The organism is Acinetobacter sp. TWP2-2-3 (genome assembly GCF_049896445.1).
GTDB lineage: Bacteria > Pseudomonadota > Gammaproteobacteria > Pseudomonadales > Moraxellaceae > Acinetobacter.
In genome coordinates this window covers 575,056-600,437 of the sequence record NZ_JAFCUI010000001.1, presented here as the reverse complement: position 1 = coordinate 600,437, position 25,382 = coordinate 575,056, and the positions used below count along the sequence as shown (strand labels likewise).

23 protein-coding genes, 2 pseudogenes and 1 riboswitch are annotated in these 25,382 nt (G+C 42.3%); of the genes and pseudogenes, 17 read left to right on the top strand and 8 right to left on the bottom strand.

Going from position 1 to position 25,382, the window contains the following annotated elements; genetic code table 11:
- Positions 1–27: 27 nt before the first annotated feature.
- The gene (locus ACP7AK_RS02920; RefSeq protein ID WP_247143741.1) at positions 28–1,194 is read left to right on the top strand and encodes a fatty acid desaturase family protein; all 1,167 of its coding nucleotides are present in this window, start codon (positions 28–30) and stop codon (positions 1,192–1,194) included.
- 261 nt (positions 1,195–1,455) lie between these two features.
- Entirely contained in the window at positions 1,456–1,806 is a 351-nt protein-coding gene (locus ACP7AK_RS02915; protein WP_004280391.1) for a hypothetical protein, read from the top strand.
- 69 nt (positions 1,807–1,875) lie between these two features.
- On the opposite strand, the gene ACP7AK_RS02910 is transcribed toward ACP7AK_RS02915, so the two are convergent.
- The gene (locus ACP7AK_RS02910; RefSeq protein WP_278357001.1) at positions 1,876–2,598 is read right to left on the bottom strand and encodes an HAD family hydrolase; all 723 of its coding nucleotides are present in this window, start codon (positions 2,596–2,598) and stop codon (positions 1,876–1,878) included.
- A 281-nt stretch (positions 2,599–2,879) separates the two neighbouring features.
- Here ACP7AK_RS02910 and ACP7AK_RS02905 point away from each other — a divergent pair, with 281 nt between their 5' ends.
- From ACP7AK_RS02905 to ACP7AK_RS02840, 14 genes and pseudogenes are all read left to right on the top strand, one after another.
- On the top strand, positions 2,880–3,773 hold the full coding sequence (locus ACP7AK_RS02905) for a LysR family transcriptional regulator (protein ID WP_005100231.1): 894 nt from the start codon (positions 2,880–2,882) through the stop codon (positions 3,771–3,773).
- A 205-nt stretch (positions 3,774–3,978) separates the two neighbouring features.
- A riboswitch (guanidine-I (ykkC/yxkD leader) is annotated at positions 3,979–4,093 on the top strand.
- Between the two features lie 27 nt (positions 4,094–4,120).
- The gene (locus ACP7AK_RS02900; RefSeq protein WP_425878484.1) at positions 4,121–4,858 is read left to right on the top strand and encodes an urea amidolyase associated protein UAAP1; all 738 of its coding nucleotides are present in this window, start codon (positions 4,121–4,123) and stop codon (positions 4,856–4,858) included.
- Positions 4,859–4,869: 11 nt separating this feature from the next.
- Positions 4,870–5,532, top strand: a complete 663-nt coding sequence (locus ACP7AK_RS02895) for an urea amidolyase associated protein UAAP2 (RefSeq protein WP_425878482.1) — start codon at positions 4,870–4,872, stop codon at positions 5,530–5,532.
- Between the two features lie 4 nt (positions 5,533–5,536).
- Positions 5,537–9,157 (top strand): urea carboxylase, encoded by a 3,621-nt coding sequence (uca, locus tag ACP7AK_RS02890; RefSeq protein ID WP_425878480.1) that lies wholly within the window; start codon positions 5,537–5,539, stop codon positions 9,155–9,157.
- A 185-nt stretch (positions 9,158–9,342) separates the two neighbouring features.
- Positions 9,343–9,690 (top strand): type II toxin-antitoxin system RelE/ParE family toxin, encoded by a 348-nt coding sequence (locus ACP7AK_RS02885; RefSeq protein WP_416705597.1) that lies wholly within the window; start codon positions 9,343–9,345, stop codon positions 9,688–9,690.
- 1 nt (position 9,691) lies between these two features.
- Positions 9,692–9,994 carry a helix-turn-helix domain-containing protein gene (locus tag ACP7AK_RS02880; protein WP_064096734.1) on the top strand — a complete coding sequence of 101 codons (303 nt, stop codon included), beginning with the start codon at positions 9,692–9,694 and terminating at the stop codon, positions 9,992–9,994.
- 23 nt (positions 9,995–10,017) lie between these two features.
- A pseudogene (locus ACP7AK_RS02875) lies at positions 10,018–10,087 on the top strand (hypothetical protein); the annotation flags it as partial.
- 114 nt (positions 10,088–10,201) lie between these two features.
- Complete coding sequence (locus ACP7AK_RS02870) at positions 10,202–11,545, top strand: hypothetical protein (protein ID WP_416705598.1); 1,344 nt, start codon at positions 10,202–10,204, stop codon at positions 11,543–11,545.
- A 2-nt stretch (positions 11,546–11,547) separates the two neighbouring features.
- Positions 11,548–12,120 carry a hypothetical protein gene (locus ACP7AK_RS02865; protein ID WP_416705599.1) on the top strand — a complete coding sequence of 191 codons (573 nt, stop codon included), beginning with the start codon at positions 11,548–11,550 and terminating at the stop codon, positions 12,118–12,120.
- Positions 12,121–12,157: 37 nt separating this feature from the next.
- Positions 12,158–12,337: pseudogene (locus ACP7AK_RS02860) on the top strand (type II toxin-antitoxin system RelE family toxin); the annotation flags it as partial.
- A 511-nt stretch (positions 12,338–12,848) separates the two neighbouring features.
- Positions 12,849–12,980 carry a hypothetical protein gene (locus tag ACP7AK_RS02855; protein ID WP_004647016.1) on the top strand — a complete coding sequence of 44 codons (132 nt, stop codon included), beginning with the start codon at positions 12,849–12,851 and terminating at the stop codon, positions 12,978–12,980.
- Entirely contained in the window at positions 12,973–13,416 is a 444-nt protein-coding gene (locus ACP7AK_RS02850; protein ID WP_004280384.1) for a CopG family ribbon-helix-helix protein, read from the top strand. The genes ACP7AK_RS02855 and ACP7AK_RS02850 overlap by 8 nt, the downstream gene beginning before the upstream one ends.
- Before the next feature lie 11 nt (positions 13,417–13,427).
- Entirely contained in the window at positions 13,428–15,236 is a 1,809-nt protein-coding gene (gene atzF / locus ACP7AK_RS02845) for an allophanate hydrolase (protein WP_425878476.1), read from the top strand.
- Positions 15,233–16,255: an ABC transporter substrate-binding protein gene (locus ACP7AK_RS02840; RefSeq protein ID WP_425878474.1), complete on the top strand. Its 1,023-nt coding sequence runs from the start codon at positions 15,233–15,235 to the stop codon at positions 16,253–16,255. Before atzF ends, ACP7AK_RS02840 begins: the two co-directional genes overlap by 4 nt.
- 88 nt (positions 16,256–16,343) lie before the next feature.
- On the opposite strand, the gene ACP7AK_RS02835 is transcribed toward ACP7AK_RS02840, so the two are convergent.
- The 7 genes from ACP7AK_RS02835 to ACP7AK_RS02805 all read right to left on the bottom strand — a co-directional run bounded on the left by ACP7AK_RS02835 (position 16,344) and on the right by ACP7AK_RS02805 (position 22,322).
- Positions 16,344–16,673 (bottom strand): DMT family transporter, encoded by a 330-nt coding sequence (locus ACP7AK_RS02835; RefSeq protein ID WP_425878472.1) that lies wholly within the window; start codon positions 16,671–16,673, stop codon positions 16,344–16,346.
- 8 nt (positions 16,674–16,681) lie between these two features.
- Entirely contained in the window at positions 16,682–17,563 is an 882-nt protein-coding gene (locus tag ACP7AK_RS02830) for a hypothetical protein (RefSeq protein ID WP_425878470.1), read from the bottom strand.
- Positions 17,560–18,567 carry an isopenicillin N synthase family dioxygenase gene (locus tag ACP7AK_RS02825; RefSeq protein WP_425878468.1) on the bottom strand — a complete coding sequence of 336 codons (1,008 nt, stop codon included), beginning with the start codon at positions 18,565–18,567 and terminating at the stop codon, positions 17,560–17,562. Before ACP7AK_RS02825 ends, ACP7AK_RS02830 begins: the two co-directional genes overlap by 4 nt.
- A 77-nt stretch (positions 18,568–18,644) precedes the next feature.
- Entirely contained in the window at positions 18,645–19,526 is an 882-nt protein-coding gene (locus tag ACP7AK_RS02820) for an ABC transporter ATP-binding protein (RefSeq protein WP_004809406.1), read from the bottom strand.
- Positions 19,526–20,470, bottom strand: coding sequence for an ABC transporter permease (locus ACP7AK_RS02815; RefSeq protein ID WP_425878465.1), 945 nt, complete (start codon positions 20,468–20,470; stop codon positions 19,526–19,528). The genes ACP7AK_RS02820 and ACP7AK_RS02815 overlap by 1 nt, the downstream gene beginning before the upstream one ends.
- A 246-nt stretch (positions 20,471–20,716) precedes the next feature.
- Positions 20,717–21,733 carry a CmpA/NrtA family ABC transporter substrate-binding protein gene (locus tag ACP7AK_RS02810; protein WP_247143727.1) on the bottom strand — a complete coding sequence of 339 codons (1,017 nt, stop codon included), beginning with the start codon at positions 21,731–21,733 and terminating at the stop codon, positions 20,717–20,719.
- 10 nt (positions 21,734–21,743) lie between these two features.
- Positions 21,744–22,322, bottom strand: coding sequence for an ANTAR domain-containing response regulator (locus ACP7AK_RS02805; RefSeq protein ID WP_004280362.1), 579 nt, complete (start codon positions 22,320–22,322; stop codon positions 21,744–21,746).
- Positions 22,323–22,825: 503 nt separating this feature from the next.
- Here ACP7AK_RS02805 and nirB point away from each other — a divergent pair.
- Positions 22,826–25,372: a nitrite reductase large subunit NirB gene (gene nirB, locus ACP7AK_RS02800; protein WP_425878463.1), complete on the top strand. Its 2,547-nt coding sequence runs from the start codon at positions 22,826–22,828 to the stop codon at positions 25,370–25,372.
- Positions 25,373–25,382 lie beyond the last annotated feature (10 nt).

Sequence of the window (25,382 nt, the reverse complement as noted above, 5' to 3'; positions counted from 1 at the left end):
TTAATTAAACTATAAGAAGGTGCTCCCATGAATATGCAAATTGATTTTAAACGACATAGCAAAAGCCAATTTCTCAGTCCGGAACAGATTGAGGAATTCGGTGCCAAAGTCGATGCAATCCGCCGCGAGGTCATGGATGATCTGGGGGAAAAAGACGCCGAATATATTTATAAAATCCGCAACTTTGTCCGCTATAGCGAAATTGCCTCACGTGGCATGCTGATGTTTGCCGGCTGGTTGCCACCGGTATGGCTGGCGGGGACAGGTCTGCTCGGTCTTTCCAAAATCGTGGAAAATATGGAACTCGGTCACAATGTCATGCATGGCCAGTTCGACTGGATGAACGATCCGAGTCTGAACGGTGTGACGTATGACTGGGATACGATTTCAACTGGCGATGACTGGAAATACACGCACAACTATATTCATCATACTTATACCAATATTGTGGGGATGGATCATGATGTGGGTTATGGGCTAATTCGAGTTAGTGAATCGCAAAAATGGGAACCACGCTTTCTGTTCAATATTCCATTGGGCATTCAGTTAATGGTGTTTTTCGAATGGTATGTTGGCCTGCAACGCCTGCATTTGGAAGACGTGATTGCTTATAAAACCAAGACCTGGAAAGAAGTTTGGGAAGAAGCAGCACCTTTGCGCCAAAAAATGCGCCGTCAGGTGTTAAAAGATTATGTATTTTTCCCGATCATTGCCGGGCCAAATGCCATTCCGGTATTTACCGGAAATGCGGTGGCCAATGTGATTCGCAGTCTATGGGCTTCTGCCGTCATTTTTAACGGTCATTTCACTGAAGATGCTGAAACCTTTGAAATGGATAATACCGACGATGAAACCCGTGCCGAGTGGTATCTGCGCCAGATTCGTGGTTCGAGCAATTTTAGCGGGACGACCTGGCTGCATATTTTGAGTGGTAATTTGAGCCATCAAATTGAGCATCACCTGTTTCCGGATATGCCGGCCAATCGCTATGCGCAGGTTGCGCCAAAAGTTAAAGCGCTCTGTGAAGAATATGGCATTCATTATAACGAAGCGAGTTTCATCAAGCAGTTTTCTACCGTTTGGGTAGGTCTCGCTAAATGTTCTCTACCGAATCACTGGACTGAGCAGGTGGTTGAAAAAACCCATGCTGCCAAATCTGTATTCAACTACTTTAAAGCGAAACTATTGTCATAATTTTTAAGCTTTACTTATTTTACCGTTTTGGTACTCCTCAATAGATTTGGATGGTCTATTGAGGAATTTTTTTTTGACCTTTATCAGATTCAATATCATTAAAATCCTCCTGTTTATGAATAAAATATGGATACAGATTTCAAAAAATGACGAAAGCAAAACAGATCCAGTACTGCTGAAACGCTTTGCCTACAACAACCTGCTTCAGCCCTAAGGGCTTCTCTCTATAATGGCCGCGTCGTTACACTTAAGGTCTCAGTTTTGAAACATCTTAAATATTTTTCAGCAATTCCATTATTAGTACTTTTAACTGCTTGTAACACCACTGAAGCACCCGCACCAGATTATCAGGGCAACTGGAAAAACACCGTGGAAAATCCAAAACTTGAAAATATTCTGGTTATTTCAAAAAATGGTGAAAATTATCTGATTACCAATACGATCAAAGATAAGGAAACCGGTAAAACCGAGAAAAAGAATCCAATGCCCGCTGCAGTGAACGAAAATGGCATGCTTCAGTTGAACGCAGGTGCAGGTATGGTCGATTTTGCAATCGATGAGAAAACCGGAAATCTGGTTGGTTCAGGCTCAATCTATAAAAAAGCCAAATAGTCAGCAAGATTTTTAAGCCACAAATAGTATTCAAGATGTCATGAACAAGGATGCTTCATGGCATCTTTTTTAGTGGATGTTGTTATTGAATGAACTTAATAATTCAGCAAAATTTTCGACATAATAATTTGCTTTGGCTTTGATCAAATCTATTTCATGAGCGGAGTGCTGGTCATACATTGCCACTACCTCGATGCCCGCATGATTGGCTGCTTCTACACCGACTAGAGAGTCTTCAATAATTAGACATTCCTCAGGTCGAAGGTTAAAGGCTTGCAAAACATTCAGATAAACTTCGGGATGAGGTTTAATGTTCTGGACATTTTCACGGGTGAGAATCAAGGAAAAGTCCTCATCAAAGCTGATTTTAGAATTAATATTTCGATTGTTATCCTGATAGCGCTGTACATTGAATAAACTGGTGGTGGTGGTCAAAGCCAGTGATATCTGTTGCTGTTTTAAAGCTTGAATCAGAAGGTCTGCCTGAGGTTTCAATTCGACGATATGATCCAGAAAATGTCGGGAAATTGTATAACGACGATTTTTTACTTCTTCTTTAGCTGGTTCAAAACCGTATTGTTCTTTTAAAAATTCACAATATTCCAAATAAGGATCTGACCTATGTTTCAAAGCGGTAAGTTGAAGATCGCGTTGTTGCTGAATCTCATGTAAATCGACTTTTCTGTTGGATAGCTCATCAATCAGGGCTGCATCGACCTGATTCCAAATGCCTACGGAATCAATTAACGTACCATCCAGATCAAAACAGACCAGCTTTTTACCCTGAAACATATAAGATTTCTCTGTATTTTTACCATTTATTCGGTGGGGCTGAGTATATCGCATACGATTTAAATGTTTAACTGACCTGAGCAAACCGGGCTGGAAATTTTACGCTAAGGGACTTTTTAATGGATTTATTCAACTGTTAAAAGTATTTATTTACGGAAAATTACAGCGAGTTTAATCCTGAAAATAGTTGCGAAGTGTTATATTTTAATCTGACCCTCAATAGACTTATGCGGATGAAAGACCTGTCCGAATGATGAGAAAGTTAAAGGAAATGTATTTCTGTGTTTGAACTTGACTGTAAATTGCTCAGTATTTTTTATTATGTCTATAAATTTAAAAACGTATCTCAGGCAGCCGATCATTTAGATATGAGCCAGCCAGCGGTGAGCAATCTGCTGAATAAAATTCGCCAGCATTATGGTGATCCTTTATTTTTACGTATTGGCAATGAGATGCTACCTACGGATCTGTCCAAACAGCTCTTTCCCTTGGTCAGCGAAGCACTGAGCAAAGTTGAAGCAATCAATAATTTTACGATCAATTTTGATCAGGTCACTTCACAGCAGCGCTTTACACTGGCGATGACCGATGTATCGCATCTGGTGTTATTGCCAAAAATTTCCCAGTATCTGAAGCAGCATGCATCCCATATCCGTCTGAATGTGCGTCCGATTACATCGGAAACCAGTTATCAAATGGCCAATGGTGAGATTGATCTGGCTTTGGGCTTCTTGCCAAATCTGGAGAATGGCTTTTATCAGCAGAAACTGTTTGAACAATATTATGTGGTGATCGCGGCGAAAGACCATCCGCGGCTCACGGATGACAGCATCACGACCGAAGAGTATTTACATGAAACCCATATCGATATTGATGCCGGGATGGGGCATTACCATATTGAAAATGAATTGCTGAATCTGGAACTTAAGCGTGACATTCTAATGCGTCTGCCAAGTTATCTGGGAGTCGGACTGGTAGTACAAGAAACCGATGCAATTGCGACTGTACCTTATTATTTGAGCGAAGTATTACTATCGCGTGGCAATCTCAAGATTTTTAATGCACCAATTGCGTTCCCGACCTATTCTGTGAAGCAGTACTGGCATATGTCTTGTCATCATAAAACCAGCCATCAATGGCTACGTAATATGCTGCATGAGATTTTAAGTAAATAAGCTTGCAGCATAGAAGGCTTGATTTAATCTTCATCTCTAGATTTTAAACTCCCGGTTCAAGCCGGGATTTTTTTATTTTGGTACATCTTGATGCCTTTTTCAGAGCCTTGCACCTGAAGTGATCATTTCTAGCTCAAAAAAAAGTATTACGAATATAAAAAATAGTATTACCAGTTTGGCACGTCCTTTGCATTTATTTAAGCATCATAAAGTGATCTAGGGTTCCGGCAGTTATTTTTTTAAAGACTGCGTCTGAGACCGAGAGTTCACGGCTTAAGTTTCAAGCTCGAGCTACACGGAGGGATAAAAGCCCGGGAGGTAAACCGTACAAGATTGGGATGGATGCAATGAGCACAATAATTTATCACGAAGATCAAGTCCTGTGGACTGAACGTTTACCGGGTGGACACCACTGTTCAGCACGCATTCAGCGTGGCGCAGTTTTACAACTCAAATCTTTAGGCGCAAATGCCAATGTTTCACTGTTTTGTGTGAATAGCGAAGACAAGCTTGAAGCCTATAACATGCCAGACAGCTTAAAAGGTCAACACAGCGCATTTTTAAGTACAGGGCACATTTTAGCGTCGGATTTAGGGCGCGCGATGGTATCCATTGTGAAAGATGATCATGGTTGGAATGATGCCTTTTGTGCGCCAAGTACAGCACAGCAAATCGAACAACAGTTTGGCACTCAAACTTTCCAAGATGCGCGTAATGACATGTACCGCAATGGTAAAGACAGCCTACTTTTAGAGATGACCAAGTTTTGTTTATCTGCAACTGATCTTAGCAATAGCTTAAACCTCTTCTCAAAAGTACAACCGGATGACAACGGCAACTTATCGTATGTTGCATCTGACAATACTGATCAAGTAATTGAATTGCGTTTTGAAATGGACTGCTTGGTGTTTTTATCGAGTGCGCCACATGCTTTAGACAATTCGACTGAATATGCACCTGCCGATATTCAATTATCTTTATTTAAGGCTTTGCCTTTAGGCGACACCGATGTCTGCCGTGATTCATGCCCGCAAAATCAGCGTGCATTCCAAAATAATAACCGCTACTACGCTTTAACTGCTTAAGGGGAATGATCATGACTGCACTCGTAAACCCAACACAAAATCATGAAAAATCAGTACTGAGCGAAGTATGTCCTGCCGGCGAAGCGTGGATGTGCGAAGTCAAAAAAGGCCAGTACTTCCGTATTGTCGACCTTGAAGGCAACCAGGCGGTTGATACTTTATTTATTTCCGCACATAACCCTGAAGAGCGTTATAGCGCAACCGATACTTTGGCGATGAACCGTCAAATTTATCTCGAAAAAGGCACAACTTTATATACTAACTTTGGCAATAAAATCGCCACCATTAATGATGACAATTGCGGTCGCCATGACACTTTAGGCGGTGCATGTTCATGTGAAAGTAATACGGTCCGTTATGCCCATGACAAATACCCAATGCACAGTTGCCGTAACAATTTCATGATTGCGTTGTCACAACATCCCATTGCCAAAAAGCATGGTTTAAACGTGCGCCACATTGGACCAAACATTAACTTCTTTATGAATGTTCCCGTCACTTCAGAGGGTCACTTAAAATTTGATGATGGTATTTCTGCACCAGGTAAATATGTCGAAGTGAAAGCCGAGATGGATTTGATTGTGTTGATCTCAAACTGCCCACAACTAAATAACCCATGTAATGCCTATAACCCAACAAAAATTCAACTGATTGTCCGTGAAGGCGAGGTATAAGACTATGACTTTAAAATATGGGTTTAATAAAGTTCTCATCGCCAACCGTGGTGCAATTGCTTGTCGTGTCATCCGTACCCTTAAAAAATTAGGCATCCAATCGGTTGCGGTGTATTCGGAAGCAGATCGTGATTCCTTGCATGTGACTTTAGCTGATGAAGCGGTCTTTATTGGTGATGCACCTGCAAGCCAAAGCTATCTGAATGTCGATAAAATCTTAGAAGTGGCCAAACATACCGGTGCGCAAGCGATTCATCCGGGCTATGGATTCCTGTCTGAAAATGCCGAATTCTGTAATCTCTGTGAAGCACAAGGCATTGTGTTCTTGGGCCCAAATGCCGAGCAAATGAAAGCATTTGGTCTGAAACATACTGCACGTGAATTGGCGATTCAAGCCAATGTACCGTTATTGCCAGGTAGCCAATTATTGGCTGATGAAGCTGAAGCCCTGCTTGAGGCTGAGCGTATTGGCTATCCTGTGATGCTGAAAAGTACCGCAGGTGGTGGTGGTATTGGCATGCGTTTGGTGTGGAATGCGGAGGAGCTGAAAGAAGCTTATGCAACCGTGTCTTATTTAGCGCAAGCCAACTTTAAAGATGCAGGCCTTTACTTAGAAAAATTCGTACAAAATGCTCGTCATATCGAAGTGCAAATCTTTGGTGATGGCAACGGTTTAGTTCTAGCACTGGGCGAGCGTGATTGTTCGGTGCAACGTCGTAACCAAAAAGTGATTGAGGAAACACCTGCGCCACACATTACAGATGAACAACGTGCCTATATTCAAAATGTCGCGATTCAATTGATGCAATCGGTGAATTACCGCTCGGCAGGTACAGTTGAATTTGTGATGGATACCGACACCCAAGAATTCTACTTTTTGGAAGTGAATACCCGTCTACAAGTGGAACATGGCGTTACTGAACAAGTCTTTGGTGTCGATCTTGTGGAATGGATGGTGACTTTAGGCAGTCGCGATTGGGTTGCACCTACATCAACACTTGAGTCTCAAGGTCATTCGATTCAAGTGCGTCTTTATGCCGAAGATCCAATCAAAAACTTCCAACCAAGTGCAGGACTTTTGACGCATGTTGAGTTCGATGCCAACGCGCGTAATGAAACTTGGGTAGAAACAGGTTCAAACGTCTCATCTTTTTATGATCCAATGATTGCCAAAATTATTGTGACTGCGGATGATCGTGATTCTGCAATTCAAGCCATGACAGTTACGCTCGCTAAAACCCAAGTGGCGGGCATTGAAACCAACCTTGAATATCTACAAAACATTATCGACTGCAATGTCTTTAAAGCCGGTACGCAAACCACACGTTTTTTAAATACCTTTGAGTGGAAAACTCAAAAAATTGAAGTGCTACAAGCGGGCATTCAAACCGCCGTGCAAGATGTGACAGGACGTTTAGGTTACTGGGATGTTGGTGTTCCGCCATCAGGTGCGATTGATCCGCTGTCTTTGAATGTCGCAAACCAATTGTTGGGCAATGCACCGAATACCGCAGGGCTAGAATGTACACTCCAAGGACCAAGTTTAAAATTCCATTGCGATAGCCAAATTGTCTTGGCAGGTGGCGATATGCCATCGACGTTGGATGGTGTTGCTGTCCCAATGTGGCAAACTGTGAATGTGCGTAAAGGTCAGACGCTGAAATGTGGCAAGATCGCCACAGGTTGCCGTACTTATATCGGGATTAAAGGTGGTCTGAATGTGCCTGAATATTTAGGCTCACAAGCGACTTTTACCTTGGGTCAGTTTGGCGGTCATGCGGGGCGTAATTTACTGATTGGCGATATGCTTCCAATCACGGCATTTACATCTGATGACGTGAAAGCCTTAATAGAAGATCAAATCCCAACATTTTCCAATTCTTGGGAAATTGCGGTGATGTACGGTCCACATGGTGCGCCTGATTTCTTTACCAAAAACGACATTGATACCTTCTTTGCCAACGAGTTTGAAATTCACTTCAACTCTAGCCGTACCGGAATTCGTTTGATTGGTCCAAAACCAGAATGGGCTCGTCAGGACGGTGGCGAAGCGGGTCTGCATCCATCCAATATTCACGACAATGCTTATGCGATTGGTGCCATCGACTTTACTGGGGATATGCCAATTATCTTAGGTCCAGATGGCCCAAGCCTCGGTGGTTTCGTGTGTCCTGCGGTGGTGATCAATTCTGAGCTTTGGAAACTCGGTCAGCTCAAAGCCGGCGATAAAGTCAAATTTGTACCTCTCAGCTATCATCAAGCGAAATTGCTGAACGAAAAATATCATGCACAATTAACTGCCCAAGATACGCAAGCGGTGACTTTTGATGAAGCATTTTATCCTGAAATCAGTACGCTGAAATCTGCCATTTTAGATACCTTAAAAGGTCAAAATGGTACGCCTGATGTGGTGTATCGTCCTGCCGGTAACAACTATATGTTGGTGGAATATGGCGAGTTAGTTTTAGATTTAAACCTACGTTTCCGTATTCATGCGCTGATGCAATGGGTGAAAGATCAAAATATTCAAGGCATTATTGACCTGACACCGGGCATTCGTTCACTGCAAATTCACTTTGATTCGACCCAGCTCGATCAGATTGATTTACTGCGTATGCTTCAAGTCGCTGAAGAGCAACTGCCTGATGTCACCGAGATGCAAGTGCCATCACGTACCGTGTATTTACCACTGGCTTGGGAAGATTCACAAACGCAATTGGCTACTGAACGCTATATGCAAACCGTACGTCCAGATGCGCCGTGGTGTCCGGACAATATCGAATTTATCCGTCGTATTAACGGCTTAAAAGACAAACAAGCTGTGAAAGATGTAGTGTATAACGCAAGTTATCTGGTCATGGGCTTGGGCGATGTGTACTTGGGTGCGCCTGTGGCAACGCCACTTGATCCGCGTCAGCGTTTGGTCACCACAAAATATAATCCTGCACGCACTTGGACGCCTGAGAATGCCGTGGGTATTGGCGGTGCGTATATGTGTGTCTACGGGATGGAGGGTCCAGGGGGTTATCAGTTTGTCGGTCGTACTTCGCAAATGTGGTCACGCTACCGTAAAAACCCTGACTTTGAACAAGGTATGCCGTGGTTACTGCGCTTCTTTGACCAAATTAAGTTTTATGAAGTGTCTGAAGCGGAACTCATGCAAATGCGTGAGGACTTTAAAGCAGGTCGTTTAAAACTACGTATTGAAGAAGGTGTATTGAACCTCAAAGAATACAACGACTTCTTAACTGAAAACCAAGAATCTATTTCGGCATTTAAAGCGGTGCAACAAGCCAACTTTGATGCAGAGCGCCGTCGCTGGCATGAAGCAGGTCTTGCGGAATATGTCTCTGAAAGTCTAGATGCTGTGGATGATGGCGAAGGTGTTGAAGTGCCTGAAGGTGGTTGTGCGGTGGAATCACATATGCCGGGTTCAATTTGGAAAATTGAATGTCAGTCGGGGGATATTGTGGAAGAAGGTGCAACACTTGCGGTGATTGAAGCGATGAAGATTGAGATTCCAATTATTGCGCCTGAGCGTATGCGTGTCGATGCGATTACCATTGAAAAAGGGCAGACGGTGAAAACGGGGCAGGTGTTGTTTACATTAGCGCCAGTGGCTTAAAGAATCCTCCCTAACCCTCCTTTTGCAAAGGAGGGAATTTCCCCTCTTTATTCTTGCGCTATATATAGCTCCGGGTTAGGGGAAATTTAAAGCAAAAAGACCGTCCCTAAGGGCGGTTTTTCATTTGCAATATAGATTACAGTCTATTATGATATAGCTTATAGTCTATATGAAAAGTTTGGGATATGTGGACGGTTATTACCACCGATGTATTTAACCAATGGCTTGAACAGCAAGATGAATCGACACAAGAAAAAGTGTTAGCTGCTTTGGTTGTGTTGCAATCACAAGGCCCAAGTTTAGGTAGGCCCTTAGTGGATACGGTATATGATTCTAAATATACCAATATGAAAGAGCTACGTGTGCAACACCGTGGTAAACCGATTCGGGCATTCTTTGCTTTTGATCCACTTCGACAAGCGATTGTTTTATGTATTGGTGATAAAAGCGGTAAAAAGCGTTTCTATACAGAAATACTCACGATTGCCGATGAGCAATATACTTTGCATTTAAAGAGTTTAGGAGATTCTTGATATGGCTAAAACATTACAAGAACTTTTGGCAAGTCGTTCAACCGAGAGCCAAGCACGTATTCAAAAAATGGCAGAAGAGCTATTGCTTGAGCAACATTTACATATGATTCGTGAAGAGCTTGAGATTTCCCAAAAAGAACTGGCTGAAACTCTAGGCATTAAACAACCATCTTTATCTGCAATTGAAAATCGTGGTAATGATTTAAAAATTTCAACTATGAAAAAATATGTTGAAGCGATGGGTGGAAAGTTACGTATAGATGTAGAACTACCAACAGGTAAGCATATTGGGTTTAATGTATAACCTCTCGTACCTGAGCGTATGTGATTACCATTGAAAAAGGGCAAACGGTCAGAACGGGGCAGGTTGTTGTTTACTTTGGCGCCAGTGGCTTGATGCAAAATGAATAAAAAAGACCGTCCGTGAGGACGGTTTTTTGTTTTTTAGTAGTGACTTATGTATAAACTATGTGAGAAAATGTAAAAATTAAGAAAAATATGTGCCACCATTGTGATTGAACAGCTTTTAAATATTGAAAATCAAATCAATAGATTTATTCATTTATTAGAATCTAATAATTATATAAATAGTGAAAATTCATTGTTATTTGAAAATTATAATAATCTAAATAAAGAATTTATTCTTTTTATAAAGGATATTCATAAAATTATTAATGAAATTGAAATATTTTTTAATAAAAAAAGAAATGAAATAGTTGATTTTGATATAGATAAATCTATAGGTTATTGTCATGATTTAAGTGAAAAGATTAATTATATTGAAAGGGATTATAAAAATTTTAAAGTTTTAGATGAGATTGAGAAAGTTACTTTATCAAATAATATTCTTAGAAAAGTTAAATATCTTAGAAAAAGTTTTAATTCTTACTATCGATCTACACTTGGAATCCAAAGTAATAATAAGAAAGTTTTTATTGAAATCGAAGATATTAAAAAAACAATAGAGAAAAGATATGAAAATGAGTTGTTTGTTTTTAAAAATAAAATAAATGAGCTAACAGAGTTAAATTATAATAAATTAAATGAATTATCTAAAAATTTAGATAACACATTAAAAGAATTTAATATAAAAAATGATCAACATTTATCTTTAAATAAGAAGAAATTAGATGAAATTTTAAATTCCCATCAAAATGAAAATAGTATACTGACTCAAGAAATAGCAGAACAAAAAATTGGTATGAGAAATGCTTTTGTTGAATTTATGAGTGAAGCTGAGCAAATTAGAGAAGATTACATACTGAAATTTAGTAAATACTTTAGCGAAATTCAAGAAGGTTGGGAAAAAATACAGCAGATAAAAACCGAGAATGTATATTTAAATGCGTACAAAAAAAACAATATTCGAGCAAGATCGAATGAAAAAAAGTTTATTCAAACTTTATATTTAAGTTTATTTATATCATTAATTTTAATTGCATCTTTTATTTTTGAAAAAATCGATTTCCAAGTATTTTTAACACTAAAGATCATGGTTTTCATTTTTTTTGGTATTTTAGTTACATATTATCTTAAACTAGCATCGCACTATCGTCGGCTTGCTGATCAAGCAGAACAAACACATTTAGAACTCTTAGCTTTTCCACAATATGTTGCCAGTCTTGACCCACAAAAAACAAATGAAATTAAAGAGCAATTGGCTCTAAAATATTTTGGTAAGGAATTAGACTCTACGGGCTATCAAAAGATGGGGGATGCTGTGCAAGAGCAATTAAAGACTAGTGTTGAATTGGTAAAAGCAGTTTCAGTGATTAATAGTCATAATAAGATATCAGATAACATAGAAGATAAAAAATCAGAAGATAATAAACTAAAGTTTAATAAGGCTGGATAATTATGTTTACGCTTGAATCAATGAAAATATCTTTGTATTTTTTAGTGATCTCCTCTTTTATTTATATTTTAGTTGATAATAATAAATTTTGGATTTTTTTATTTTCTCATAAAATAAGTGGTTTTTATAACTTGGATGAGGAAAATTTTAATTTAAAAATAATAGATAAAGATTTAGCCTTAAAAACTATGGATGTAAATGAGGATTTTGTAAATTACGTTTTTGGAAAAAGTAATATTAAGGAGGCTTTTATTTTGTATTTTATTTGCAGGGATTATTTGGTTTTTATTGATAATAAGATAGTCATAAAATTAGAAGCAGGTAAAAAAATAAAAAAATATGAGAATCTAAATTCTCCTATACTAACTGTATCCGAATCATCAAAGGTTTCATATTTTTTATGCTCTTTGGTTGCTATGATTATACTTTTCTTATCGCATAAATATTTTAAGGGTGATCTAGATGCCTTAATTTTATCATCTTGTTTTAGTATTATTCTTTTATACTTAGGTGTAGCTAAATTAATTGAAAGTAAACTATATGAGCTTGCAAATAAATTTACTGAACTAGATTGAAAATACGATTTATTCTTAGAATCATTATATTCATTAGCTCGAAACGATTTTAGACAATCCCAAAATCCCGAAAAACAAACTGAGTGGCTCAGTTGACTTATATAAAGTCAAACTTAGATCGGCAGGCTATCGCTTGGCCTATCAAGTGATTGATGCCAAAATTGTGTTATTAGTGCTAGACGTAGACCGTAGAGATACCATTTATAAAAAGATGTGAAAATTTTTTCTGGAAGTGCTTGCCATTGCTAAAATATCTTTCAGCCGCACTTTGATGCACACACGAACCTCAATGGTGCAAAATGGCCTATTTTTTAGGCATAATTAAAAAATAAATCATTCTTGTTTTTCCTCTTTTTACGTATGTAATTAATTTCCCACGCATTCTGCTTAAATCTATTCTATTTTTATATTGTGGCATGCTTTATGCTTTTATTTATATACAACTATAAATAGAGGAGAACAAAACACTTGATCACTCATTACAAACATCGGTTAACCATTCATGTATAAAAAGAATAGCAAGGACATGAGCATCAAAATGGAATAACTGATGAAAAACTCCACTTACTTTTGCTTTAGAACAAGCCCCATCTCACTATTATGGGGCTTTTTTTCGCCTTTTTACCCAATTTTATTTATCACCTTCCAATAAGCACAAACTGGCACGCTTTCTGCATTTTCCTAAGTAATACGAAATTCTGGTTTTGTAATATCCACAGGAGATGCACATGAACAATCCGACATCAAATAAAAAAATGCATCCATGGCTTCACTTTCTGGTTGAGCTGCTCAGCGTACGCGCAGGCTTTCACATTAAACAGTCTTCCCAATACCAACCCAAGGATCAACATCGTGCCTAAACAAAAATTGGCACGGATCAGTATTACCGTGCCAGAAACCACGCTACATGCGATGGATCAAAAAATTGTCGAGCAGCACTATGAAAGCCGTTCACAGGCCATTGTCGACATGATTAACCGCCACCTGATTGATGATCTGGTGATCCGAGATGAAGTTATGGTTGGTACGCTTACCTTGCTCTATGACGTTAGCCTGAAACCGCTGCGCAGTCAGCTGGTCGATCTGCAGCAGCAGTATTTGGCGCAAGTGATCAACTCACTTCATATCCAGCTGGATGATGAAAAAATCCTGCAAGTCATGCTGATGCAGGGCGCGAGCAGTGATCTGAAAGAAATTAGCGAACAATTTATTGCACTGAAAGGCGTGATTAAAGGCCATCTCGAACTGATGGATGCCGTCATGCCACCTATTCCACAAAATACCGAACACACTTAAGGAGAACAGCTGTGCACAACTTATGGACTGTACAGGACTGGCAACACGCCTACCAGAATAACAATATCCAGCTTAGTGACCTGATTGAGTATGTTGCCGGGTTGAATAATGACGATCATGCCTGGATTTCAATTGCGACGGCAGCACAATTACAGGCACAAATTGATGCATTAACTGGTGCAGATACTGAAAGCTTGCCACTTTATGGGGTGCCATTTGCGGTCAAGGACAATATTGATGTTGCAGGGTTCTATACCACAGCAGCATGTAAAGAGGCAGCTTATCTGGCGACTTCCGATGCAACAGCAGTAGCCAAATTAAAAGCTGCCGGCGCGATTGTCGTGGGTAAAACCAATCTAGATCAGTTTGCGACGGGTCTGGTCGGTGTGCGTTCCCCATACGGCGCCGTGAAGAACAGCTTTAATCCTGAATATATCAGTGGTGGTTCGAGTTCAGGTTCCAGTGTAGTGGTAGCCAATGGATTAGTGCCATTTTCACTGGGTACAGATACTGCAGGTTCAGGACGTGTACCGGCAGGGCATAATAACATTGTTGGACTCAAACCGACCAAAGGCTGGTTCTCGACTACCGGCCTGATTCCGGCTTGCCGCACCATCGATGTGATTTCGATTTTTGCATTAACGGTGGATAATGCCTGGCAGGTAGCGCAAGTCATGCAGGGCTATGATGCCAGCGATGATTATTCCCGAGTACATCCTCAAAATGTACCGAGCCAATTTTCAAAAGGGAAAATTGCCATTCCAGATACACTGGAATTTTATGGCGATGCTGAAACTGAAAAAGCATTCCAGCTGGCGATCGCACGTGTACAAAGCTTGGGTTATACGGTTGAGCCGATTGATTTTGCTCCATTTCAACAACTGGCAGCGGCCTTGTATAACCGCTCTTGGGTGGCTGAACGTACCAGTGCCGTGGAAAAAATGGTGCAACGCGAGCAGACCCATCCGGTCATTGGCCAGATTATTGCGCAGGCAGACCGGTTCAATGCGGTCGATGTCATGCAGGATGAATATGAACGTGCCCACCTGAGCCGTGTTATTCAAAATACACTGGCAGATTATGATGCCTTGATGGTGCCTACTGCACCCACCATTTATCGCATTGCAGAAGTAGAAGCCGATCCTCTGGTAAAAAACAGCCACATGGGCGCTTATACCAATTTTGTCAATTTTGCCGACCTGTCGGCTTTGGCATTACCAAATAGCATTCGTGCTGATGGTCTTCCAACGGGTGTGACCTTTATTGCGCCAGCCTGGATGGATGAAGCACTGGCCAAATTCGGGCAAAAATGGCAGCAATCGAGCCAGTTAAAGCTAGGCACCTCTGAACTTAGCTATGAAAAAACAACTGAAATCTCATCGGATCACAGCGTCAAACTGGCTGTCGTCGGTGCACATCTAAGTAGAATGCCGCTGAACTTTCAGCTGACCACACGCAGTGGCACCCTGATCAAGCAGACCCGGACTGCTTCGCATTACAAACTCTATGCTTTAAAAAATACGACACCGCCAAAACCTGGCCTGCAATACAACGCGAAAGGTTCTTCAATTGAAGTAGAGGTCTGGGACATTCCGCGTGCACTGTTCGGAGACATTGTTGCAGAAGTTCCGGCACCTTTGGGGATCGGCAATGTCCAGCTGATTGATGGCACTTGGGTCAAAGGCTTTATCTGTGAAGGCTATGCACTTGAGGATGCAACAGATATTAGTCATTTCGGTGGCTGGCGCGAATTTATGAAATCTAAACAACTTTCAAATACCAAATTTAAATGTGAATGCATAGGGGAAGTCGCAAAATGATCAAAAAAGCACTGATGTCCGTTTCCGTACTGTCTGCAATCCTTTTTAGTGGCTGTGACAATACCGCTAAAGTACCTGAACCAAATGCCAAGGCAGAAGGAGGTGTGACTACTCAGCCCATCCGGATTGGTTATAGTGACTGGCCGGGATTTGTGGCCTGGCAGGTGGCGATTGAAAAAGGCTGGCTGGAAGATGCCGGAGTTAATGCCGATTTTAAATGGTTTGACTATTCTGCTTCACTCTCTGCATTCGCAGCGAATCAGCTGGACGCCGTACTGGTCACCAATGGTGATAATCTGGTCACTGGTTCTGGCGGTACCAAGGGTGTGATGATTATGGCAACTGATTATTCAGCTGGAAATGACGTGATTATTGCCAAGAATGGCATTAATTCGATTCAGGATCTGCGCGGTAAAACAATCGCGACTGAAAAAGGCCTCGTTGATCACTTGTTACTGTCCACTGCACTGGATGATGCCAAGGTTAAACTGAATGAAGTTAAACTGGTCAATACCATGACCAATGAATTGCCACAGGTGTTTGCCACTCCCGATATTGATGCGATTGCGGTATGGCAGCCAGTGGCGAATCAGGCTTTATCCGCGGTGGCCGGTTCCAAGATTATTTTCACCTCTAAAGACAAGCCGGGATTAATTTACGATACCTTGACCGTGAATCCAGCCCATCTGGAAGCCAATAAAGAGCAATGGAAAAAGGTGATTCAGGTTTGGGATAAAACCGTCAAATACATCAATGACCCGGCGACTCGTGAAGATGCCGCACAGATCATGGCCAAACGTGTTGGTGTCGATGCGAAAACCTATATGCAGTTCATTGATGGTACGCATTTACTTGATCTGGCCGCCAACAAGAAAGTCTTTACCAAAGGTGATGGTTTCGACTCGATCTATGGTTCCAGCTATCATGTGAACAAGTTCAATGTGGCCAACGGCATTTATACGACTGAAATGAATGTGGATGGCGTGATTGTTCCTACATTAGTACAAGAACTCAAATAGAGTATATCTCCTCATTCGGGAATATAATCTAGACCCATAAAAAATCCCCAGATTGGGGATTTTTTATTGTTAGATGAATATTAAAATATTAAAGCTGCGTACTTTTGGAAAAGACATTGATAAAAATAATGCCAATGATCATAAACGCCAGACCGATCAGCGCGGGAAGATCCAGTTCCTGTTTAAACACCAAGAGACCAACCGTTGAAATCAGGATAATGCCGGCACCGGACCAGATTGCATAGGCAATGCCCATCGGAATGGTTTTCATGGTCAGTGACAGGAAAAACAGGGCAACGGCATAACCGGCAATGGTGGCAAGTGAAGGCCAGAGCACGCTAAAACCATTGGAAGCTTTCAATGCAGAAGTCGCAATGACTTCTGCAATAATGGCAATCGAAAGATATAAAAAAGACATATTTCTCCCTATAACACCCGTTCTGCATGTTGCATCAGGTGATCCTGTTCTGACTTCAGCCAGATTTCAGCTTGTGTAGTCGTGGGGGTTGTATATTGAAATTGGTAATCTGGCTGGTATATATCCAGCTCAAAAATCAGGTCAATGTCGCGACCATCTAAAATGACATGCTGAACCAGACTGCTTCCATTGAGAACTTCAAAATTTTCCAGGTTAAAGAGTTTGCCTGTCTCACTGCTGCGGGTGCTGTAAGTTTTAGCTTGACCATCAGTCCCGATAGAAACCTCAAAACTTTCCACCAAGGCAAACACGGTCGGATCGACAGCTTTCAAGTCCATTTGAGCTACTGCACTTTGCACTTCAGGCAAACGCGTCAGAGCATAGGCAATATGATCAGCACAAATAATCAGGCCACCATCCATTTTCAGTTCCTGACCAGATTGAACATCAAGCGCAGACTGAAGCCGCAGCCCTACAAATAAACCGTGCTGTACCTGCTGGCGCCAGTCTTCGACATACACATTACTTGGAGAAAATTCCAGAATGCAGTTGCCAATCGCATGCAACCTGGCTGGTTCCGGCCATTGCACATGATTCTGGTAATTGGCGTAGTCTTTCACGTCCCAGGACAAGAGTTGGCTAGCGTTATCCCAAAACGTATTGCCAATCCAGCCTTGGCGTTCCTGAACAGCAGTTCCCGTCTGGCTTTTTAGACGAAGATCAATGGTAAAACTGTGCGACTGAAACCAGTACACAATGGTATTTTCATCAGTTAGGCCATTATAAAAACTGATGCTTTTACGCCGAAATGCCCCATATAAAAAGCCCGGAATAATCTCTGGCTGAGGGGTAGTGGGCTTTAAAGTTTTAATTACTTCAAACAGATTCATGATGCTGTCTCCGTCTGTTCTTCAAGTCCAAAAGAGGAAAGTGGTACAGCATTTTTTAAGATCAGTTCACCGCTAGCAACGCGCTGTTTTAAATATTGAAAGGTCTGGGCGGTCTGATTAAACAGATGTTCGCCCCCGATCAGGGCAGAATATTTGGAGTTTTCAGTGTGAATAACCGGTTCAATCACGGTGTCATAATTGCAGGCGCAAAACAGAGGGAATGAATAACGTTCTTCAGAGACTTTTTTCACGCGGTGCTTGGTGGCGAGATATTTACCATTTGACAGAATTTCCATCATGTCACCGATATTCATCACCAGTGTATTTTCAATCAGTGGAATGTCGATCCATTCGCCGGCTTTATTCAAAACCTGTAAGCCGGGTGCGGTGGGTAACAGCAAGGTAAAGCATTCGTAATCGGTATGTGCGCCAATGCCTTCGGCATCTTGCACTTCCGGATTATAGGGATAATGAATCAAGCGTAGCTGACTTGGTGCATCAGTAATTTTGCTTTCAAAAAAGTCCTCACGAACGCCCAACGCCAGTGCAAAGGCAGAAAAAATCTGCCGGCTGATCTCACGCAGATGACTATAGTATTGGCTGACAATAGACTTGAAATCCGGATGGTCTGGCCATAAGGTGGGCCCAAGTAAAGGACAGTCTTTTCTTACCCCCTGATAATCATAATTGACATCATAGGCTTCTTTTAAATCATAACTGTTGCCGGCAAACTGTTCTTCGCCAATCGGCACATAGCCACTATGGTTTTTTGATTTGCCAATATAGTGCTGCATTTTGGTGTCCAGATCCTGAGAAAAATAGGACTGGGCCATTTCAATCAGGGCTTTGGCGTAATCAGAATTAAACTGGCTACCTTGCAGATAAAGAAATCCGACTTCTTTACAGGCATGATCCAGAGCATGAGCAACTTCAATACGATCGGCTAAATCCGGACTTTGTAATTTTGAAATATCAACCAGTGGGAGTACATATTGCGCTTGCATGATAATCACCTCTAATGTTGGTCGTCCAACACAGCGATTAAAACCTTCGGGTCGTCCCAAAGGCATTTTGGATAAGATTATTTATTGCTGCTGACCTTGGTCATACGCGGAATGACCGGCAGTTCTGCCAGTGCCGGATCCAGTTCATCTTCTTCAGCATGCACCAGATAATCGACACGTTGTCTTAACTGTTTAAATTCAGGACTAAGCATGACGTCTGGATGGCGTGGACGAGGTAGATCAACTTCGATAATTTCTTTGATTTCACCCGGATTGGCTTTCAGCGCCACAATACGGTCGGCCAGTAAAATGGCTTCATCCATATCGTGGGTCACAAAAATAATGGTGATATCAATGTTTTGCCATAGGTCCATCAGGTGACGCTGCATTTTTTGCCGCGTATGTGGATCAAGTGCCCCAAAGGGTTCATCCATCAACAGGATTTTCGGTTCATTGACCAAAGCTCGGGCAATCGCGACACGCTGTTTCATCCCGCCAGACAACTCATGCGGATACTGGTTTTCATACTTTTCCAGACCAATGATATTGATCCATTCACGTGCCTGTGCTTCTGCCGCTGCACTACTTTGGCCTTTCATGCGCGGACCAAACATGACATTTTCCTTGACGGTTTTCCATGGAAACAGGGTATAGCCCTGAAACACCATGCCACGCTCCGGACTTGGGCCGGTAATTGGCTGGCCATCCACCAGAATCTCACCACTGCTATAAGGATCCAGACCGGCCACTACACGGCTAAAGGTTGACTTGCCGCAACCGGAAGGCCCAATCACACAGATGAACTCACGCTTATGAATTTTCAAATCTAGAGCATTTAAAACCGTACGTTCAGTTTTGCCATGACTGAATTTTTGTGTCAGTTGCTTCGCTTCCAGAATCACCGGACGGCTATAAATCTTGTCAAAGTATTCGCGGGTATTAAATTCAGTGTTTTGCATCAGTTAGCTCCCGGTTTCCATTTAAATAAGCGTTGTCCCAGTTTCATTAAAATCACATCACACAGCAGACCAATCACCCCAATGATCAGGATCGCGGCAAAGACATTATCAAAGTTCTGATAGCGGGCTTGCTGGGTAATGAACCAGGTAATTCCGGAGGTGCTGCCGATCAATTCTGCTACGATCAGGTATGTCCATGCCCAACCCAGCAGCACACGCAGATTGCGGTAAATTTCAGGCAGGGCCGCTGGAATCACCACATGCAACAGGCTTTTCAGTTTATTGGTGCCCAAGGTAAAACCGGCTTCAATCAGGCTGCGATCCACCAGACGTGTGGTATTGGCAATGATCAGGATTTGCTGGAACAGGGTTCCTATCACAATAATGGCAATTTTGGGTGCATCATTAATTCCGAGAATTGCCACTGCCAGTGCACCAAAGGCGGGAGCAGGTAAATAGCGGAAAAACTCAACAAAGGGTTCGGTCAGCTGGGAAATTTTATTTGAAAATCCGCATAAAATACCGAGTGGAATACCAACCAAGGAAGAAATAAAGAACGCGGTAAAGACCAGTTTGATACTGTGCCACAGGTTTTCATGAAACCAGGGTGCATTGGCTTGGGTAGGCTCCGTGGTAAAAGCTGTGATCAGTGCAATCGCAACTTCATGTGGTGCAGGTAGATAAATTGGGTTGACCAGAATACCTTGCGGCGGAGCCAGACCCTGATCTACTGCAGACTGCGCAGCAGAAAAAAACTGGTTTTTATCAATACGACTCTCGACCTGTAAATAGGCAACACTACCTGAATCCGTAATTTGGACTTGTGGATGCCAGATAAATGGCAAATAACTGACTGCACACCAGATCAGAATTGGTATTAAAAACGACCCCAAGCCAAACAGTAACTTATTTCTTTGACTGAGTTCACGCGCAACGTAACTCATAGTGTTGCCCCTCAATATTACAATTTTTATAAAACGTAATACTGATTAAGCAAAATGGATGCCATTTCATCCCAAATCCTGAAATGACTTTAAAAAGGACTTATTTTTATAGCAAAAATTAGCAGACAACTCTTAATCATATTCAAGAAGTTAGATCAGAATGCAGAGATTTTTTAATCATTTTCTGGAAAATAGACTCAATGAAAAAGACCTGAAAAATCAGGCCTCTTTTTTCAGTAACATCATTTAGCCAATAATGTCTGCATGCTGGCTTTGCAAACTATAGATGCACTGTTCTGCAATCTGTTTTTTCTCGGCTACGGTCATTTCAATATCTTCCCATTTCTGCATCTGCTGCAGAAGCCAGATAAAATCATCGACTTTCGGTTGGGCACTTTTCCCAACAAAATTCCGGATAATATTCTTGATCTTGTAAAAGTCATAGACATGCCGCTGGGCGGAACATTCAAACTGAATAATCTGATAATCGACTAACATATCCCAGACTTCGGAAAGATCAGGGCGCTGCTTTAAATCATCCTGCGCTTTTTGTACTGCCTTGACCACTGCCTCTACGGTAAATGGATGCTGTTCTGCCCATTCCTGGGTCATGGCCAAGACTTTATCGGCAACTTTTGGAATGACATTCTGGCTTGCCGCGACGATAAAACTATAGCCTTCAAGTTTGGCCTGAATATTCCAGGGTTCTCCCACGCAAAAGCCATCGAATACCTGTTCCGCGATTCCTTTTACCATGGAAGGCGGTGGAGAGGTCATCAGCTGGATATTCTTGGCCAGTTGTGGATCAGTCAGCGCCAGCCATTCTTTTAAACAGTAATGGTGAATCGAATATTTATACACATAGGCCAGATTGATGGAATGATTCTGTTGTAAAGCCTGTACCAGTTTCTTTGAGGTATTCTGTTCATCATCCCCAGGCTGGATGCCGAGTTCATAGCACAAATCCTGGCGCAGGCTAATAAAAGCCTGATTCACGCTCAGTACTAGAGGGGTTTGCAAAGCCACCTGTAACTGGTCTGTACCCAGGGCGGCAGCGGGCAGCATGGCAGACAAGCAATGTGCAGCATCCAGAAAGCCATAGGCCAGACGGTCACGCAAACTAGACCAGGAGGCTTCATGGATTAAATTGATGGTTAATCCTTGCTCAGCAAAATACCCCTGTTTTTCGGCCCAGAGAATGGCAACACAATCAAGTAAAGGAATATAGCCAATATTGAGTTCAGTTTTTTCTAATGTGGACATATGCTTTTCCTTATTGGCCCAATAACAGCTTCTGTGCATCCAGTAAGCGTCTGGCCATTTCACCAATGGTAATCCGGTGACTCATGGCATTTTTACGCAATAAAGCAAAAGCTTGCTCTTCCGTTAATGCATGCAGCTGGATGAGCAACGCTTTGGCTTTATCGATATCTTTACGGTCAATCAGTTTGTCCTGGGTTTCTTTTAAATCATTCAGCAGCTTTTTATGCTTGCGAAACTGTTCAATTGAAATTTCCAGAATGCTTTCTAGTTTGGTGGGATCAATACCATCGACAATATAAGCCGTGATTCCGGCATCAATCGCACTTTTGATGGTGTCTTTATTGGAGTTCTGGGTAAACAGCACGGTCGGAAGTTCATATTGGCTGACACAGCTTTCAATAATATCCCGATGCGGATGATCCATATTCAGCAGGATCACATCTGCATGAATACCCTTAACATGTACCATATTCAGGTCATTCAGGATTAAACAGGCCACCACCTGAAAATCATGTGAAAGTAAGGATTCCTGGATGAATTGGGCGCGCTCCAGATCATCATCAATAAGAGCAATTCGTAATTTGGACATGGAATATTTTCAAGTAAGGCCTAAGGAATATTCAAGCAGGAGTAAAGCAAAAAACATGCCATTAAATTGGTGCATAAAATTCTATTTTTCTGTTCAATTTAGTGCATAGCTTTAGGGATTTCAGCTGATGGCTGATCAAAATGAAGCGTTTAGGTGGATCATCTGCCTGAAATAAGGCGTTTTCTTATTGGAAAAGTTGGCACGATTTCTGCATTTATTAAATCGTCAAAGATGACTTTCAATACTAACAACGGCCAACGATGTCCGTTCTGATCGTAATTGCACTTTCAAGGAGTGTGATTGGTATTTCGTTCAGCACAGGATAAATGACATGGTCAGTTGTTCAGCAATACAAAACGCACAAGCGTTTCAACCCTTCCTCCAGCATTACAAAGCGCTGGGTTGCGGTATTTACAACATATTCAATCAGCAGACATATCAATGCCTAGACGTGATATGCGGCTTTTTATCATCTTTAAAAAAACAATAGTTGGAGTGCAGATATGAAAATTCTCATGATTGGGCATGGCATGGTGGGGCATAAATTCATCGAATCTGTACTGGAACAGGCCGGTGATGACATTGAGCTGACCATTTTGGCAGAAGAGCCACATTTAGCTTATGACCGGGTACATTTGACCGAATATTTCAGCGGCAAGTCGGTCAAGGATCTGAGTCTGTGTCGTAGTGATTTTGCCGATGCTTATGGCATTGATTTGCGACTTAATACTAAAGCGGTTGAAATTGATCAGCTCCATAAAACCGTCACCACCAGCCAGGGTGATGTGCTGAGTTTTGACAAGTTGATTCTCGCTACCGGTTCTTATGCCTTTGTGCCACCAATCCCGGGCAATGACCGTCAGAATTGCTTTGTTTATCGTACCATTGAAGATCTGGATGCCATTCGTGCAGCCAGTCTGAATGCCAAAACTGGCGTAGTGATTGGCGGCGGCTTGCTAGGGCTGGAAGCAGCGAAAGCCCTGCGAGATCTGAATCTGGAAACCCATGTCGTAGAATTTGCTCCGCGTCTGATGGCGGTGCAGATTGATGATCTGGGCGGCCGGGTACTGCGCTCTAAAATTGAAGACCTTGGTGTCAAGGTACATACTCAAAAGGCCACGTCAAGTATTGAAGATGGTGACAGCACTCAGCATGTAATGAAGTTCGGAGATGGTTCGGTGCTTGAAACCGATATCATCCTGTTCTCGGCCGGCATTCGTCCGCGTGATGAACTGGCGCGCCAAAGTGGTTTACTGATTGGTGAGCGTGGCGGCATCATCATTAATGATTATTGCCAGACCTCACATCCGGACATTTATGCCATTGGTGAATGTGCACTTTGGGACAATAAAATTTATGGTCTGGTTGCACCAGGCTATGACATGGCGCGGATCGCGGCAAAACATGTCCTAGGCCAAGAAAGTCATGCATTCGCTGGTGCGGACATGAGTACCAAGCTCAAACTGATGGGCGTGGATGTTGCTTCTATTGGTGATGCACATGCCATGTCCCCAGGTGCTTTGAGCTATTTCTATGCTGATGAAGCCGCGCAGGTTTATAAAAAAATCGTGGTGTCAGCAGATAAGACCAGGCTGCTGGGCGCGGTGCTGGTGGGCTGTGCCAAAGAATATAGTGATCTCCTGCAAATGATGCTGAATGGTCTGGCTGTACCGGAGCAACCGGAAAGCCTGATCATGCCGGGCTTTGATCAGTCAACCTCCAAATCAGGTGGCAGTGGCATCGATTTATTGCCTGACAGTGCGACCATCTGTTCATGTAATAACGTTTCTAAAGCTGATATCTGTTCAGCCATTGATGGCGGTGCAACTTCATTGGGTGCATTGAAAAAATGCACGCAGGCTGCAACAGCGTGCGGTGGCTGTGCGCCACTGGTAACGCAGGTTCTCAAATCTGAATTACAGCGTCAGGGTGTCACGGTGAACAATCACCTGTGTGAACACTTTGCCTATTCACGTCAGGAACTGTATCACCTGGTTCGTGTGCATGAGATCAAGACATTCTCTGACCTGATTCAGCAACATGGGCACGGCATGGGCTGTGATATCTGCAAACCGACTGTAGCCAATATTCTGGCATCCTGCTGGAATGATTTTGTTCTGAAACCAAGTCATGCCGGTTTGCAGGATAGTAACGACTACTACCTCGGCAATATCCAGAAAGATGGTTCCTATTCGATTGTGCCACGTGTGGCAGGCGGCGAGATTACTCCGGATGGCCTGATTACCATCGGTCAGATCGCCAAAGCTTATGGTCTATATACCAAAATCACAGGCGGACAACGAATTGACATGTTTGGGGCGCAGGTACACCAACTGCCTGAAATCTGGGAAAAACTGATTAATGCCGGTTTCGAGTCCGGACATGCCTACGGCAAATCCTTACGTACGGTGAAATCTTGTGTGGGCAGTACCTGGTGCCGTTTTGGGGTCGATGATTCTGTCGGCTTGGCGATTTTTCTGGAGAACCGTTACAAAGGTCTGCGTTCACCACATAAAACCAAAATGGCAGTATCTGGATGCACCCGTGAATGTGCAGAAGCACAAAGCAAGGATGTCGGTGTCATTGCCACGGAAAAAGGCTGGAATTTGTATGTATGCGGAAATGGCGGTATGAAACCGCGCCATGCTGAACTGCTCGCTTCGGATCTGGATACTCCCACACTCATCAAATATATCGACCGCTTCTTTATGTTCTATATCCAGACAGCAGACCGTCTGCAGCGCACCAGTGTGTGGCGTGACAATATGGAAGGTGGGCTGGACTATCTGAAAGATGTCATTGTGCATGATTCACTGGGCATTGCCGCTGAACTGGAAAGCCGTATGCAGCATGTGATTGGCACTTATCAGGATGAATGGCGCACTGCGATTGAAGATCCTGAAGTGCGCAAACGCTTTAAGACTTTTATTAATGCCAAAGTAGCCGAGCAGAATGACCCGCATATTCAGTTTGCGCCTGTACGTGGCCAGATTCGTCCAAAGACAGAAGCTGAACGTGATTTAAACCGTATTCCAGTGGTTGAAGCCTAAATACCACAGT